14 protein-coding genes and 2 tRNA genes are annotated in these 14582 nt (G+C 53.1%); 7 read left to right on the top strand and 9 right to left on the bottom strand.

What is annotated here, in order from left to right; genetic code table 11:
- Positions 1-16: 16 nt before the first annotated feature.
- From NFC81_RS06205 to NFC81_RS06190, 4 genes are all read left to right on the top strand, one after another.
- Positions 17-775: an SDR family oxidoreductase gene (locus NFC81_RS06205; protein WP_304996659.1), complete on the top strand. Its 759-nt coding sequence runs from the start codon at positions 17-19 to the stop codon at positions 773-775.
- Positions 776-925: 150 nt separating this feature from the next.
- Entirely contained in the window at positions 926-1486 is a 561-nt protein-coding gene (gene pgsA, locus NFC81_RS06200; RefSeq protein WP_304996658.1) for a CDP-diacylglycerol--glycerol-3-phosphate 3-phosphatidyltransferase, read from the top strand.
- 70 nt (positions 1487-1556) lie between these two features.
- Positions 1557-1630 (top strand) — tRNA-Cys (locus NFC81_RS06195).
- Positions 1631-1735: 105 nt separating this feature from the next.
- Positions 1736-1823 (top strand) — tRNA-Leu (locus NFC81_RS06190).
- 80 nt (positions 1824-1903) lie between these two features.
- Here the strand turns inward: NFC81_RS06190 and NFC81_RS06185 are convergent.
- Entirely contained in the window at positions 1904-2626 is a 723-nt protein-coding gene (locus NFC81_RS06185; RefSeq protein ID WP_304996657.1) for a transporter substrate-binding domain-containing protein, read from the bottom strand.
- A gap of 297 nt (positions 2627-2923) precedes the next feature.
- On the opposite strand from NFC81_RS06185, the gene NFC81_RS06180 reads away from it, so the two are divergent.
- The gene (locus NFC81_RS06180) at positions 2924-4828 is read left to right on the top strand and encodes a propionyl-CoA synthetase (protein WP_304996955.1); all 1905 of its coding nucleotides are present in this window, start codon (positions 2924-2926) and stop codon (positions 4826-4828) included.
- 11 nt (positions 4829-4839) lie between these two features.
- Here the strand turns inward: NFC81_RS06180 and NFC81_RS06175 are convergent, their stop codons facing one another.
- Positions 4840-5229 (bottom strand): GFA family protein, encoded by a 390-nt coding sequence (locus NFC81_RS06175; protein ID WP_304996656.1) that lies wholly within the window; start codon positions 5227-5229, stop codon positions 4840-4842.
- 30 nt (positions 5230-5259) lie between these two features.
- Entirely contained in the window at positions 5260-5454 is a 195-nt protein-coding gene (locus tag NFC81_RS06170; protein ID WP_304996655.1) for a 2-hydroxymuconate tautomerase family protein, read from the bottom strand.
- 120 nt (positions 5455-5574) lie between these two features.
- Between NFC81_RS06170 and NFC81_RS06165 the strand changes: the two genes are divergently transcribed.
- Entirely contained in the window at positions 5575-6192 is a 618-nt protein-coding gene (locus NFC81_RS06165) for a LysE family translocator (RefSeq protein WP_304996654.1), read from the top strand.
- Here the strand turns inward: NFC81_RS06165 and NFC81_RS06160 are convergent.
- From NFC81_RS06160 to NFC81_RS06140, 5 genes are all read right to left on the bottom strand, one after another.
- Positions 6189-7031: a hypothetical protein gene (locus tag NFC81_RS06160; protein ID WP_304996653.1), complete on the bottom strand. Its 843-nt coding sequence runs from the start codon at positions 7029-7031 to the stop codon at positions 6189-6191. The two genes, NFC81_RS06165 and NFC81_RS06160, sit on opposite strands and share 4 nt — an antisense overlap.
- A gap of 163 nt (positions 7032-7194) precedes the next feature.
- Positions 7195-9048: an excinuclease ABC subunit UvrC gene (gene uvrC, locus NFC81_RS06155; protein WP_304996652.1), complete on the bottom strand. Its 1854-nt coding sequence runs from the start codon at positions 9046-9048 to the stop codon at positions 7195-7197.
- A gap of 4 nt (positions 9049-9052) precedes the next feature.
- A complete protein-coding gene (gene uvrY / locus NFC81_RS06150; protein ID WP_304996651.1) occupies positions 9053-9712 on the bottom strand; it encodes a UvrY/SirA/GacA family response regulator transcription factor in 660 nt (219 codons plus the stop codon).
- Positions 9713-9922: 210 nt separating this feature from the next.
- Positions 9923-11305 carry a PhoH family protein gene (locus NFC81_RS06145; protein ID WP_304996650.1) on the bottom strand — a complete coding sequence of 461 codons (1383 nt, stop codon included), beginning with the start codon at positions 11303-11305 and terminating at the stop codon, positions 9923-9925.
- Between the two features lie 130 nt (positions 11306-11435).
- Positions 11436-12053 carry a hypothetical protein gene (locus NFC81_RS06140; RefSeq protein WP_304996649.1) on the bottom strand — a complete coding sequence of 206 codons (618 nt, stop codon included), beginning with the start codon at positions 12051-12053 and terminating at the stop codon, positions 11436-11438.
- Positions 12054-12411: 358 nt separating this feature from the next.
- Between NFC81_RS06140 and pabB the strand changes: the two genes are divergently transcribed.
- Positions 12412-13776 carry an aminodeoxychorismate synthase component I gene (gene pabB / locus NFC81_RS06135; RefSeq protein WP_304996648.1) on the top strand — a complete coding sequence of 455 codons (1365 nt, stop codon included), beginning with the start codon at positions 12412-12414 and terminating at the stop codon, positions 13774-13776.
- 67 nt (positions 13777-13843) lie between these two features.
- Here pabB and thrH read toward each other — a convergent pair whose 3' ends face one another.
- Positions 13844-14458, bottom strand: coding sequence for a bifunctional phosphoserine phosphatase/homoserine phosphotransferase ThrH (thrH, locus tag NFC81_RS06130; RefSeq protein ID WP_304996647.1), 615 nt, complete (start codon positions 14456-14458; stop codon positions 13844-13846).
- Between the last annotated feature and the right edge of the window lie 124 nt (positions 14459-14582).

The following is a 14582-nucleotide window of genomic DNA, read 5'->3' as shown; positions in this document are numbered from 1 at the left end:
AGAACGAGAACTACCTATGCAAATTAAAGACGCGGTAATCGCCATCACTGGCGGCGGGCAAGGACTGGGACGCGCCATGGCACTCCTACTGGCACGGCATGGCGCGCGCTTGGCATTGATTGACCTCAATGAAGAGCAACTGGATAAAACAGCCGCGGAATGCCAGTCGCTCGGGGCGGACGCGCATTATTTTCAGGCAGACATCAGCCAAGAGGCGGCCGTCGAACTGACCTTTACCCAGATCGTCAGCACCATGGGACGGCTGGACGTGTTGGTGAACAATGCGGGCATTATGCGCGATGGTCTGCTGGTGAAGATGAAAGACGGCAAGCTAGAGAAAAAAATGTCTCTTGAGCAATTCAACAGTGTCATTCAGGTCAATCTGACCGGTACTTTTCTGTGTGGACGTGAAGCCGCAGCCATTATGGCGGAACAAGGAAGCGGTTTGATCATCAACATCGCTTCCGTCTCGCGGGCGGGCAACATGGGTCAGACCAACTACTCCGCATCTAAAGCAGGAGTGTCGGCGATGGTGGTTACCTGGGCGAAAGAACTGGGACGGTATGGCGTGCGCGTTGCCGGAATTGCACCGGGTGCCATAGCCACCGATATGACCGCGCAAATGAAACCGGAAGCCTTAAAGCGCATGGAGCAATGGGCCATACTGGGGCGCTTAGGTGAGCAAGATGAGATCGCACACAGCGTGCAATACATCATTGAGAATGACTTTTACACAGGTCGAATTCTGGAAATTGACGGCGGCACTCGGGTGTAAACTTCACTTATTGATCTTCGATGAGCATGGGCGCATTTAAAAACCTCTGAAGGTTTATCACTTACTTTTTAGATGCTCCCTTTAGGCCCTAAGGCATGCATTTTCAATCAACTCAGGTATACTGCCGCTGATTACTAACAGCGTGTACTTATGAACATACCTAATATCCTGACGTCTGCGCGCATCGTGATGATTCCGGTGTGCGTAGCGATATACTATATTCCTGCGTGGTGGGCTGGCCTGGCTGCGTCTGCCATCTTTATTCTGGCGGCGATTACCGATTGGCTTGATGGCTACCTAGCGCGCAAGCTCGACCAGTCTACCCCGTTTGGTGCCTTTCTTGACCCAGTAGCCGACAAACTCATTGTTGCTGCGGCGCTGGTGGTGCTGGTGGAAACACACGCCTCGTTCTGGCTAACCATTCCCGCTGTCATCATCATTGGTCGCGAAATTGTTATTTCTGCTCTGCGCGAGTGGATGGCTGAACTGGGTAAACGCGCCAGTGTCGCGGTGTCGATGGTCGGCAAAGTAAAAACCGCCATGCAGATGACCGCCATTGCCATATTGTTGGCTGCCCTGCCTGGAAGCTGGCTGGCCGATATTGGTGTCTATGGTTTAGGTTTACTGCTATTGCAGGCATCAGCCGTACTGACGCTGTGGTCAATGTTTGTTTATTTACGTGCAGCCTGGCCGGAAATACATTGGGAATGAAAAACCTACGGTAAATCAGGCCTTTAGGTTGACACCGCACGTAATTCCCTTACAATGCGCTGCACAAAATGGCTGGATGGCAGAGTGGTCATGCAGCGGACTGCAACTCCGTGAACGCCGGTTCGATTCCGACTCCAGCCTCCATTTTTGCAAGAAGTCGACAGCTAATGTCGGTTTTCTTATTCTAACAGACACCTCAGTTCGTTAAGCGCGCCTCACCTGCGCTACCCCTGCAACAGCGTTTTCAGGGCCCGGATGGTGAAATTGGTATACACAGGAGACTTAAAATCTCCCGATCATTGCGATCGTGCCGGTTCAAGTCCGGCTCCGGGCACCACTTCTTGATCTAATCGATCAAAAATCCAGAATTCACGGAACTCACCAATTGAAAGGCTGCACTTACAGAGCAGCGGCACCTTAACGATAGTTCTGCATCATATTCTCCAAAAAATCAGAGTTCCTTATAGATTCAATGGATTGATCAATCTTGCGGACCAGGTCAGAGGCTACACCCAGGTTGCAGGCTAACCAGAGTGGGAAGGATTCCTCACTGCTTACGACAGGAAATATCGATGCACCGAATTGCGCGGCGATATAGGGCCCACCTATGGAGCCGGCGATCCAGAGGTCGATACGGCCTCGGCTGAGCTTCTCAAGGTTAAGACCACTTTCAGACACCACATCAACCTCTAACCCTTGCTGCTGTACGAATTGCGTATAAAAGTCCAAGCTTCTTCCACCAATGCTATAGGCTTCAGCTTCGGATATGCTTGCCAGCGGTGAAATCGATTCATTCGCACTGAACAAAGTAATCCGTTCAATACTTAGGGGGCCAGCCCACTGATAAATACTTTCTCTTGCCTCTGTTCTAGCCGCTGAGAAAAAGCAGGCGTTATCGCGCTCTTGTGTCCACGCCTGCGCCCTAGCCCAGGGCACCTCCATAAAGGTGACGTCGAGATTAATTTCCCGGGCAACGTTACGCAGAAGCTCGGTATTAATGCCAGTCATACGGGTATCACGTGTATAGCTGAAGGGAGGGTAATCCTCTGTATAGAACACCAGTTTTGGCGGAGCGTCGGACGCTAAGGCGAGCCCTTGGCATGTAATGACCACAATCGAAAACAGAATGCGCTTAACCATCACAACACCCCGGCGGCATTTTTAATTGAGCTTAGTAGACGACAGTGACCTTCGCCACTAGGCGGCGTAGCCTATCCCAGCCCGCCGCGCCACATATAATATTCAAGTTCACCTAGCCCCCTCACATTGTCGACAATCAATCACGCATTAGACAATTGTCGTAGTTATTTATGGCTAATGAAGGGCTACTCTTAGACGCACACGAATCATCACAGCAGTTGATTGTCGACAATAACCAAAAACATTGGACGTCCGTACTTCGGTACCGCAATAACAACAAAAAAGGCAGCCACCATGATGACCTATAACGATCAATACGAACTCGCTCTCCATCAGCCCGAAGCCTTTTGGGATGCGGAAGCAGCTCGCCTCCCCTGGTTTAAAGCGCCCCAAAAAATCATCTCTCAGGATGAGCATGGTATTGCCCGCTGGTTTGCGGACGGCGAAATGAACACCTGTTACATGGCCTTAGACCATCATGTTCAAAATGGCCGTGCCGATCAAGTTGCCATTTATTACGACTCCCCCGTGACCGACCAGAAGCGCGCCATCACCTATCAGCAGCTACTGGAAGACACCGCTTTATTTGCCGGCGTGTTACGCAACCAAGGTGTGGAAAAAGGCGATACCGTGGTGATTTATATGCCCATGATTCCAGAAGCCTTGGTGGCTATGTTGGCGGTGGCACGCCTGGGGGCCATTCATTCGGTGGTGTTTGGCGGTTTTGCACCGCATGAATTAGCCGTGCGCATTGATGATGTACGCCCTAAAGTTGTGGTATCCGCCTCCTGCGGCATCGAGATTGCCAAGGTCATTCCCTATAAACCGCTGCTGGACGAAGCCTTAGCGCAAGCTAACTACCCCGCCCAGCGCTGCATCATCTTTCAGCGCCCGGAACAAACGGCGGCCTTGCAAGAGCCAAGGGACATTGATTGGCAGCAAGCCATGACCAAGGCTGAACCAGTCGGTTGCACACCGGTTTCCGGTACTGACCCACTCTATGTGCTCTATACTTCTGGCACCACCGGCAAGCCCAAGGGGGTGCAGCGTGACAATGGCGGGCATGCCGTGGCGCTCAACTTCGCCATGCGTGCCGTGTATGATATGAAACCCGGCGAGGTATTTTGGGCCGCGTCGGACATTGGCTGGGTAGTCGGTCATTCTTTTATCCTATACGCACCCTTGATCGCCGGTTGCAGCACGGTGTTGTACGAAGGCAAGCCTGTGCGCACACCCGATGCCAGTGCCTTTTGGCGGGTGTGCGCGGAGTACCGTGTGAAGGCGCTGTTTGCCGCGCCAACGGCGTTTCGCGCCATCAAGAAAGAAGACCCTAATGCCGAGGGCTTGCGCCACCATGACCTATCAGCCCTGACATACATTTTTGTAGCGGGTGAGCGTCTGGACCCACCCACTTATGACTGGATCAGTGAGAAAACGGGCAAGCCGGTGATCGACCACTGGTGGCAGACCGAAACCGGCTGGCCGGTATGTGCGAATCTGATGGGCATCGAACCCAAACCCACCAAAGCCGGCTCAGCCACCTTTCCGGTGCCGGGCTATCAAGTCGCGGTGCTCGATGAAGCGGGACAACCTGTACCCACCGGCGAACAAGGCGCCATTGCTCTCCGCTTACCTCTGCCACCAGGCTGTTTGGCGACCCTGTGGCAAGACCATGAGCGCTATCAGCGTGGTTACTTGGAAACCTACCCCGGATACTACCTGACGGGAGACGGTGGCTATTGTGATGCGGACGGTTATGTCTTCATCATGGGGCGCATAGACGACGTGATCAATGTCGCAGGCCATCGTTTGTCGACTGGCGAGATGGAGGAAATCATCGCAGCCCATCCAGCGGTAGCCGAATGCGCCGTGATCGGCATGCCGGATGATTTGAAGGGACAAAAACCCCTCGGATTGGTGGTGCTGAAAGACGGAGCAGACATCACTGAAGCAGAGCTTGAACGCGTGTTGGTTGAGCATATGCGTCACAACATCGGCGCCGTTGCTTGCTTTCATCATGCCTTGCAGGTCGCACGACTGCCGAAAACGCGATCAGGGAAAATACTGCGCAAACTGCTGCGTCAAATCGCCGCTGGCGAAGCCTACACAGTGCCCTCAACCATTGACGACCCGGCGTGCTTGCCGGAAATTCAGCAGGCCTTGGTGAATCGTTGTCTGCTGGAGCCTGCCGACCTGCCCTAGATCACCCTCCTTTAGGCAGGAGGCACTTGATACTGCACGGTATCGGCAAACCAGTGCGGGGCGGAGTCAAGGTGCAGCGTTTTTACAACAGGGTGGGTTAAGTCTGTGTTGAGCGTTGCCACTCTAAGTCGTACCACATCTGGATTTGCTGTGGTGCGAGCAAATAGGTGGGTGCCGCAGTTACGACAAAAATAGCGACGCTTGCCCGGAGAAGACTCGAAATAGTGCAGCAATGCTTCGCCGGTTAGAATATTGAACGCGCCGGCAGGCACGGAGGCACCAGCGGACAACACACTGCCATGCGCCTTGCGACACACTGAACAGTGGCACAGATCAATGCGATCCGGTTCAGCATTCAGCTCATAGCTAACCTGCCCGCACAAACAATTTCCGTTATGCATTACACCCTCTCCTGTTCAAATATTTAATGGTCAGTCAGGGAACCGTTCCGAGCACAGTTCACCGCCCATACCCCAGTTTTCTTTTTTAACTTCGTTTAAGATCACTTGAACGGAAGCCTTGCTGCAACCCAATACACGCGTGGTTGTTTCCGTCAGTTCTTCGATTAACTGCTTGCGTGCGGCCAACGGCCGACCTTCCCATAATTCCACATGAATGGTGGGCATAAACTACTCCTGTACGGTTAGTGATACGATCTGTCTACAGTGATGCAGACGAAGAGTCTGGCGCTGCTTGGCCTATTCTGCAACCATATATGGTAGACACCTTTAAAGGCTTTGCTCGCCGTGACCATCGAAAGCGCGATTACTTATTTCATTGCGATCTTTATTTTCGCCATCACCCCGGGACCGGGCATCTTTGCCTTATTGGCTCGCGGTATGACTTCGGGTATCGCCTCTTGCTTCCCTCTGGCCTTTGGCATGACGGTCAGTGACATCATATACTTGCTGTTGGCGTGCTTCGGTTTGGCCGCCATTGCAGAGAACTGGAGCGAGCTGTTCACCGTTATTCGTATCGTTGGTGCGGTCTACTTGGTTTATCTCGGCTGGAAAATGTGGACAACACCGGTAAAGGTACAGTCTCTGACAGGTGCTACCGCTTTACCTAGCTCAATGGCCAGTTTCTTCCAAGGCTTCTTGATTTCGGCATCGAACCCCAAAGTCATTCTGTTCTACATTGCCTTCTTACCGACGTTCATCGATCTGACGCGATTAACGCGCACCGACATCGGCCTGGTAGTCGGCCTGACTATGCTGGGACTGATGTTAGGTCTTATGCTGATTGCTGGAGGCATTTCGACCGCTCGACGCTTCTTCCAGTCCGAAAAGGCGATGAAAGCGATGAACCGCAGTGCAGGCTCGTTGATGATTGCTGCCGGGTTGTTTTTAGCAGGCAAGGGCTAGATTGCGGTGTCTATATCCGGTAGCACTGTGACGCCCGCCGCCTGAAGAATATCCGCTGGCGTGCCACTGGCTTTCGACAATTGGTCGTAGAGGTAGGGCTGAATTGCTGCGGCCAAGGCCTGATCCATTCTCGGCATGCCCTGATTACCAAAGAGCCTATTGAACTCGAAGACATAAGGATGGTCGCCGACCATAGCAACGTCGAACCCGGCGTGATCAATGTTCAAACGCTGAGCCAAATTCACCACCAGCTCAACCGCCGCGGGATGCAATGGTGCGTGCTCGACGATGCCACCCTGGCTGATGTTGTTGTGGAAGCCGTTGTCTGACTGCAAACGCCAGTATCCGCCCAGTATTTGCTTACCGGCTACAATGATGCGCATATCACGGTCTATGGGCAGATATTCTTGGGCATAGAGTACAGGGGTCTGCGCGCAGTATTCACGCCACTGGTGGCGTTCATTGATCAGAAACACCCCCTCCCCCATGCTGGCGCGCGGGATTTTGGCCACAAAGGGTGTGTCCATGTACTCCCAAACGCGCTCCTGCTCATACGGTGTGTTTGGTGCAATGAGGGTATCTGGCGTGTTCCGCGGTACAACAGCGCGAAACACTCGCGTCATCTCTATCTTGTCGTGACCAAGTACGTAGGTAGCAGGGCTGGGAAAGACGCGACAATTCCATGCGTAGTGCAATGTATTCAGTTGCCAATACTCGGGGAACAGCACCCAATCGGCGGCACGAATTTCTGTTTCATGGCGCAAAAAATGTTCGGGTTTTACGTAGCGAACGCCGGATAAATGCAATGTTCGTAAAGAATCGAATGAAATGAGATTCATGATAAGAAGTCAGAAAAGACGCGGAGAGTTTACTCGAACGTGAGGGGAATAACTACTGGCAGCAGGATACTAAGTAGGCAGTGGCAGGTGTAAACACCTGCCCTACACCGAGTCAAACTCAACCACGTAGGGCGTGGTGTTTACACCCGCCAGCAAGCCGTTGCTAGGCAGAGTGCAGGAAGTCATAGATCGACTGTGCCAGCGCTCGACTGACGCCCTTCACCTTGGCTATTTCATCCACGCTGGCGCTTTTTACCACGATACCGCTGCCAAAATGCCGCACCAAGGCCTTGCGGCGTTCATTCCCAATACCGGGAATATCGTCCAACAACGAACGCGTACGCGTTTTGTCACGGCGCGCTCGGTGCCCGGCTATGGCGAAGCGGTGCGATTCGTCACGAATGTGCTGCAACAGGTGCAAGCCCGGCGAATGCTTGTCGATGACGATTTCATGCTGCGCGTCATCCAGATACAGGGTTTCCATACCGGCTTTACGGGTGATGCCTTTGGCGATGCCCAGTAAGCGCGGTTGAATACCCAGCTCGGCCATAACCTCCTGCGCTACGCCTAGTTGGCCTTTGCCGCCATCGATGATGATGAGGTCCGGCAACGGAGTCTCTTCCTTCATCAGGCGACTGTAGCGCCGTGTAAGCGCTTGCTGCATGGCGGCATAATCATCACCGCCCGTGATGCCTTCGATATTAAACCGACGATACAATCGCTTCGCTGGCCCCTGGCGGTCAAACACCACGCAACTGGCAACGGTGGCCTCGCCATGGCTGTGGGAGATGTCGAAACACTCCATGCGCTGAATGGGCTCTGGCAACTTCAGTGCTTCTTCCAGCTTGCGAAAGCGCGCTTCAACGCTGTCTTTGCCCGCAATGTGCATGGCCAATTGTTCAGTGGCGTTGGTCAGAGCGAGGTCGCGCCATTTAGCACGGTCACCTCGCACCTGCCCTCGCAAGGTAACCTTACGCTGCGCGCTTTCCGTAAGTGCCTGACTCAGTACACTGATGCTGTCGGCACCGAGGTTGGGCACTGGAATAATCTCTGGCGGGATCTCGCGGCCGGTAGCACCTAGGTAGTACTGCCCAATGTAGGCCTCTATCAGTTCTTCAGCCGTTTCAGCGATACCGGGTTTCGGGTGATGGGTTTTGCTGCCGATCAAGCGGCCATTACGCACCATCAGTTGATGCACGCAACAGCCTCGTCCTTCGTAAACCGCCGCAATGATGTCCACATTGCCCTGCTTGCCCTCGACGTGCTGTTGCTCTTGGATTTTACGCAGCAGGAGCACTTGGTCACGATACTCAGCGGCCTGCTCGAATTTCAGCTCGGCTGCAGCTTCGTCCATCTGCCGATGGATGTCATTCAACAAGTCCTGATTTTTGCCAGTCAAAAACAATTCGGTTTTGTGCAGGTCGTCGGCGTATTCGTCTTCCGTTACGTAGCCAACACAGGGCGCTTTGCAGCGTTTTATTTGATACTGCAAACACGGTCGCGAGCGCCCTTGGAAAACACTGTCTTCGCACTGACGAACTTTAAAAGCTTTCTGCAGGGTCGACAGGCTTTCACGCACTGCACTGGCGCTGGGAAAAGGACCAAAATACTGCCCTTTCTTTTTACGGGCACCGCGATGCAGGTGTAAACCCGGCCACTGCTGCTCGGAAGACAGAAAGATATAAGGGTAGCCTTTGTCGTCCACCAGCATGATGTTGTATGGCGGGCGATGGGTTTTGATCAGCGTTTGTTCCAACAACAACGCTTCGGTTTCACTGTGCGTGACGGTGATTTCGATGCGTGCAATGCGTTGCACCAGAGCAACCGTTTTATTGGTCAGACCACGGGCGCGAAAGTAACTGCTGACGCGATTTTTGAGGTTTTTGGCTTTGCCGACGTACAACAGGTCGCCGTCGTCGCCAAACATACGATACACCCCCGGCTTGGGGGTGAGCGTTTTTAGAAAAGATTGATGGTCGAACACCGCACGCGCGGAAGAATCAGAAAACTCAGTCATGACGTCAGTTTAGACGCTCCATGTCACTGGTTTCTACTAGACCATGGCGTAAAGCCAAATGTGTCAGCTCAACGTCGCTGCCAATGTTCAGTTTTTCAAAGATGCGATAACGGTAAGTATTCACCGTTTTGGGGCTCAAGCACAGCTTGTCTGAAATGGCCTGCACCTTGTGACAGTTCACAATCATCATAGTGATCTGCATTTCCCGCTCGGACAAGGCATCCAATGGGTTCTCCGTGTTTTCACCAGAGAAAGAGTTTAACGCCATACGCTGGGCAATTTCAGGGCTCAAATAGCGCTGACCACGGGCGACGCTGTTGATCGCCAAGACCATTTCATCGATGCCGGCACCTTTCGTGAGGTAACCTGCAGCACCGGCTTTCAGCAAGCGGCTGGGGAATGGGTCTTCCGTGCACGAAGTCACCACAATTACTTTGGTTTCCGGCTGTGCGGCGTGCAGACGTCTTGTGGCCTCGAGCCCACCGATGCCGGGCATCTTGACGTCCATCAAAATCACTTGTGGCTTCAGCTCACGCGCCAAAATGAGCGCTTGCTCACCACTGTTCGCTTCACCCACAATCTTGATGCTGTCGATGTCTTCGAGCAGCCTTCTGATGCCCATTCTCACGAGATCGTGATCATCGACCAATATCACGCTGATCATGTTATGTACTCTTGCCACAGGCTATAGGTTGAGTCTACCTTACCGTCAAAGTAGTGCAAAGATGTGAATGCAGTGTTTTGTTTGATTAGGACAGCCGTGACCTGATAGACCGCTATACGGCGGGTATAAATACCCGCCCTACGGTTAGCCGGGACGTAGGGCGGTGTGTTTACACCCGCCGGGCGAATCATCCGACCAGCGGGCAGTTTCCTACAAATACTGTTCGGCGTATGCAGCCAAACGACTGCGCGCTACCCCCAGCAAGCTCAGCGAACCGCCAAACTCAAAGCTTTTAAAGCGCTCGGTCATGTAGGTCAGACCAGAGCTGGTTGGCCCCAGATACGGTGTATCTATCTGCGCCAGATTGCCCAGACACACCACCTTAGTGCCTTCACCGGCCCGCGTGATGATGGTTTTTATTTGATGCGGCGTCAGGTTTTGCGCCTCATCTACGATCAGCAAGGTATGTTGGAAGCTACGCCCGCGCACAAAGTTCATCGACTTGAAGTGCAATGGCATGTTTGCGCCCACGTAATGCTCGCTGCTGTTCGGGTCGTAATCTTCCGCATGCAGCGCTTCTAAGTTGTCGGTAAAGGCGCCTAACCAAGGCGCCATCTTGTCCGTTTCGGTACCGGGCAAGAAGCCGATGTCTTCATCGAGCCCACGGGTGCTCCGCGTCGCCACGATGCGCTTGTAGAGCTTGGTTTCTACCGTTTGTTCCAAAGCGCAGGCTAACGCCAAAATGGTTTTACCAGAGCCGGCGGGGCCATTAAGCGATACCAAGTCGATTTCCGGGTCTAACAACAGGCGCATGGCCATGGCCTGAAAAGCATCACGCGGGTTTAATCCCCACGCTTTCTGGCGCATCAAAATACCTTCGTTGAACAACTCCAGGGTGACGGTATCGGGTTCTACGGCAACAATTCGCCCAATAAAGTCGCGTTCGTCGACAATGAATTGACAGGGGAAGTACTCGGTGCCAATTAGGTTGTCCAGGTGCGCACGCGGTATCTTTTGCTGCTTCTGGCCGTCGATGTCAATATGGCCTTGAGATTCCATGGCGTCCCAGAAATCACCTTCAACAGTGATGTAACCTTTGTTCAGTCGATCAATGTCAGTGATCAACTGGTCGTTATGGTAATCCTCAGCGTCTAGGCCACAGCCCCGTGCCTTGAGACGCATATTGATGTCTTTGGTGACCAGCACTACTTTGCGGGCTTGGTAACGCCCTTGTAGGTGCAGTAAGTCATTGATGATTTTGTTGTCGTTTACGTGGGCTTGCAGCGTGCCACCCGCAGCGGCTTCTCCGTGTGGCATTAAAATTGACAGTTTGCCTTGATGGCCGCCGTCGAGACGTGGAATGGGAACACCGCGGATAACATCTGTGGGTGAGGCGTCGCCAATGATCCGGTCGATGGTACGAACCGCTTGACGGCAATCGGCAGCCAGTGGCGTGGTACCCACTTTGAGCTTGTCGAGCTCTTCGAGTACCACCATGGGAATAAGGACTTCGTGTTCTTCAAAATTAAAGAGTGCGTTAGGGTCGTGAATCAGTACATTCGTGTCCAGCGCGTAAATCTTGATCTCACTCATTCAACGTTCCTTAGCCAGTCTATGGCATGGTTTGAATTCGCAATTGGAGGCATACCAGAATGTCTCGCCCCCGAAACGGGCGGCGTCAGCTTGCAGACCAACGCCGCCGCTCTCATTTATCTAACGGATATCAGTGCACCAGCTCTCCTGCAACTGGCATGACGTGGCCAAAGGTATCGGGCAGCAGATCAGCTTTATAAACCCGAATCAGTTCGTGCAAACGGGCTTCGCACTCTGCGGTTTGCCCATCAACCCATTGCAGCAATACGACTTGCGCCTCTACTGCATCCAGTTCCACTAATACGCCTAGGCAAAAGCCCTCATCGGTCGCCAAGGCAACCATATCCCCTACTTCGTAAGAACGCTGCAAGGTATTCCAAGGACGTTCGGATATCCAATCGGTACTGTCTTGGGCATTGCCAAATCGAGCGGCTGCGATAACCGCCAGCGTATCAACAATGGCTTCATCGCCCAGGTCTAGGTGCATACCTTGTTCAGAATCGAATCGATCGGGAAATTGCTTTTGCAGCAGGATGGTCAGCAGTTCCGAGTCTTCCGTTGTCCAAGCCACATCAATGTGTTGCTTGCCAATGTAAGACAGGTATTCCGCCGTCACAATGTCGGTTTCAAGTTGCATGCTGTTACTGGTTTCGCTGGGTGTTTGAAACACCAGCGTTACCGAGTCAGGTCCAGCCCCACTTTCGTCTACTATTCGCCAAAAAACACCGGATTGCGCTTGAGCAGTCATAGACACCTCCTAGTGGCAGAGGGCGTGAAGGACGTTGGCGGCCAGTCATTGGCCGCGCAGATAACCCGAGGTGGGCTATCATGCCCTTACGGCTCCACTCGTATTGTTGTGAGTGAACTGTGCGGGCATACCTAAAACCACTGCATTCGTGACGTTTTTTGATATACCCGTGTAACTTTTTGCCGTTTTCACCTTCATAACAGCCTTAATTCAGCTGCCTGTCAACCTTTTTGTGTAGCTTTCTGTTGTCTATACGAGTTGCCAGAGTGAATGGACCGCATTGCAACAAGCCGTTGATTTCATACTGAAAATCGCTAAGCTCGGTGCTCGTTTATTCTTAAGGCACCACATCCTTTGCATGTCTGACGCCCTGATTGACCCTCTTAACCCGCTCTGCTGGCTAAGTGCCCTAGACTCACAGCACTTTCCTGTGTTGCTGGACAGTTGCCTGCCGGGAGCACCCTTTGGGCGTTACAGCGTGGTGGCGGCGATGCCGCAGCGATATTTTGTGGTGACTACGTTGCAAGCGCTGGAAGAGTGGGAGCGCCAAGCCGACGGCAGCTATCGATTAACGAATATCCAACGCGGATCAGTGATCGCCGCCTTATCGGCAATACAGTCTCGCGTTGCGTTGCCGACCAAACCAAACGGTGGCTTCAATGGTGGTTTGATTGGCCTACTTAATTACGACCTGGGCCAACTTCAACAAGGGGTTCCCTTACAGGACCACCGTCGCCAAACACTGAGCCGAGTGATCGACATGCCCTTGGCATGGGTGGGCGACTATGACCACGCGGTCGTTATTGACCACCAAGAACAGCGTGTGCTCTACATCGGCGATGCTGCGCAGTGGCAACCCACTTTGCCGCCCAGGGATGTCGCCATGGCGTCCGACACGGTGGTTCACACCAGCTTAGATCAACACCAATACGAGCAACGGATGCAGCGCCTGAAAGACTACATTGCCGCTGGCGACTGCTATCAGGTGAATCTGACGCGCCAGTTTGATGCTCCTTGGCCCAATGCCCCGTTGGCGACCTATGCTCGATTGCGCAATGCGACCCCGATGCCCTTTTCGGCTTATCTTGACCTTGGCAACACACAGCTTTTGAGTCTGTCGCCAGAGCGCTTTCTGCGTATTGCTGACGGGCAGATGGAAACCAAACCCATCAAAGGGACCCGTCCACGTAGCCCAGACCCTAAAGAAGATGAAGCGCTGAAACAGTCGCTGCTGCAAAGCACCAAGGATCGCGCGGAGAACCTAATGATTGTGGACTTGCTGCGCAACGATCTGGGCCGCAGTGCGGTGCCGGGCAGTGTCAAGGTTCCCAAGTTGTTTGACCTAGAGAGCTTTGCCAATGTGCATCAGTTGGTGAGCACAGTGACGGCTACGCTGAGTCCGGGCGAAACGCCATTAGGCGCCTTATTGAAAGCCTTTCCCGGTGGTTCGATCACCGGTGCGCCCAAACGGCGGGCGATGGAAATTATTGCGGAACTGGAACCGCACCAGCGCGGCCCTTACTGCGGCTCGATTTTTTATCAGGATGTAACTGGCTTGCTGGACAGTAATATTTTGATTCGCACCATGGCGATTCAAGACAACCACCTGTGGACCTGGGCCGGAGGCGGTATTGTGTGGGATTCCGAAACGGCGGCTGAGTTCGAAGAGACCCACGACAAGATTCGAAGTCTGTTGGCGTCGTTAGGGTTGGCGTTGCCGTAGGAGCGCAGCCCTCTGCGCGAATTTTCGGCCAGGGGGCTGGCCTCCTACGGTAAAGGCCAAAAAATGTTTACGCGATATCTCGCACGCTGGCTTTAATGAATTCCTGTTTCAAGTCGGCGTAGGTATGCACCGCCGGAAACTGAGGGAACTCCGCAATCACGTTGTCTGGTGCATGAAACAGGATACCGGCATCTGCTTCGGCGAGCATGGTAGTGTCGTTGTAAGAGTCGCCAGCAGCAATGCATCGATAATTCAGGCTATGAAACGCTTTAACAGACTGACGCTTCGGGTCTTTTTGACGAATGTGGTAATCCACCACACGGCCCTGGTCGTTCACTTCCAACTTGTGACAGAACAACGTTGGGAAACCCAACTGGCGCATCAACGGCTGTGAGAATTCGTAGAAGGTATCCGACAGGATAACAACTTGGAAACGCTCACGTAGCCAGTCAACAAACTCCACCGCGCCATCCAGAGGCTTCAGTGTCGCAATGACCTCTTGTATCTGCGGCAGCCCTAAACCGTGCTGATCCAGAATCGCCAGCCGCTGACGCATCAGAACATCGTAGTCGGGGATGTCGCGCGTGGTGGCTTTCAGCTCTTCAATACCGGTTTTTTCGGCAAAAGCGATCCAAATTTCTGGTACCAATACACCTTCGAGGTCAAGGCAAGCAATTTCCACGTGTTCTCTCCTGTCGTTATTATTGCGTAAGTGTAATGGCGCAGCATTATGCCTGTTCGTGCTCCGTTAGAGAACTGTTCAGCTTACTCCGGCACAGGGAATAAGATTATAGGTATTCGATATT

Source organism: Salinispirillum sp. LH 10-3-1, assembly GCF_030643825.1.
Taxonomy (GTDB): Bacteria; Pseudomonadota; Gammaproteobacteria; order Pseudomonadales; family Natronospirillaceae; genus Salinispirillum.
The sequence above is the reverse complement of the archived record's forward strand: the minus strand, read 5'-3'. Positions and strand labels throughout refer to the sequence as shown.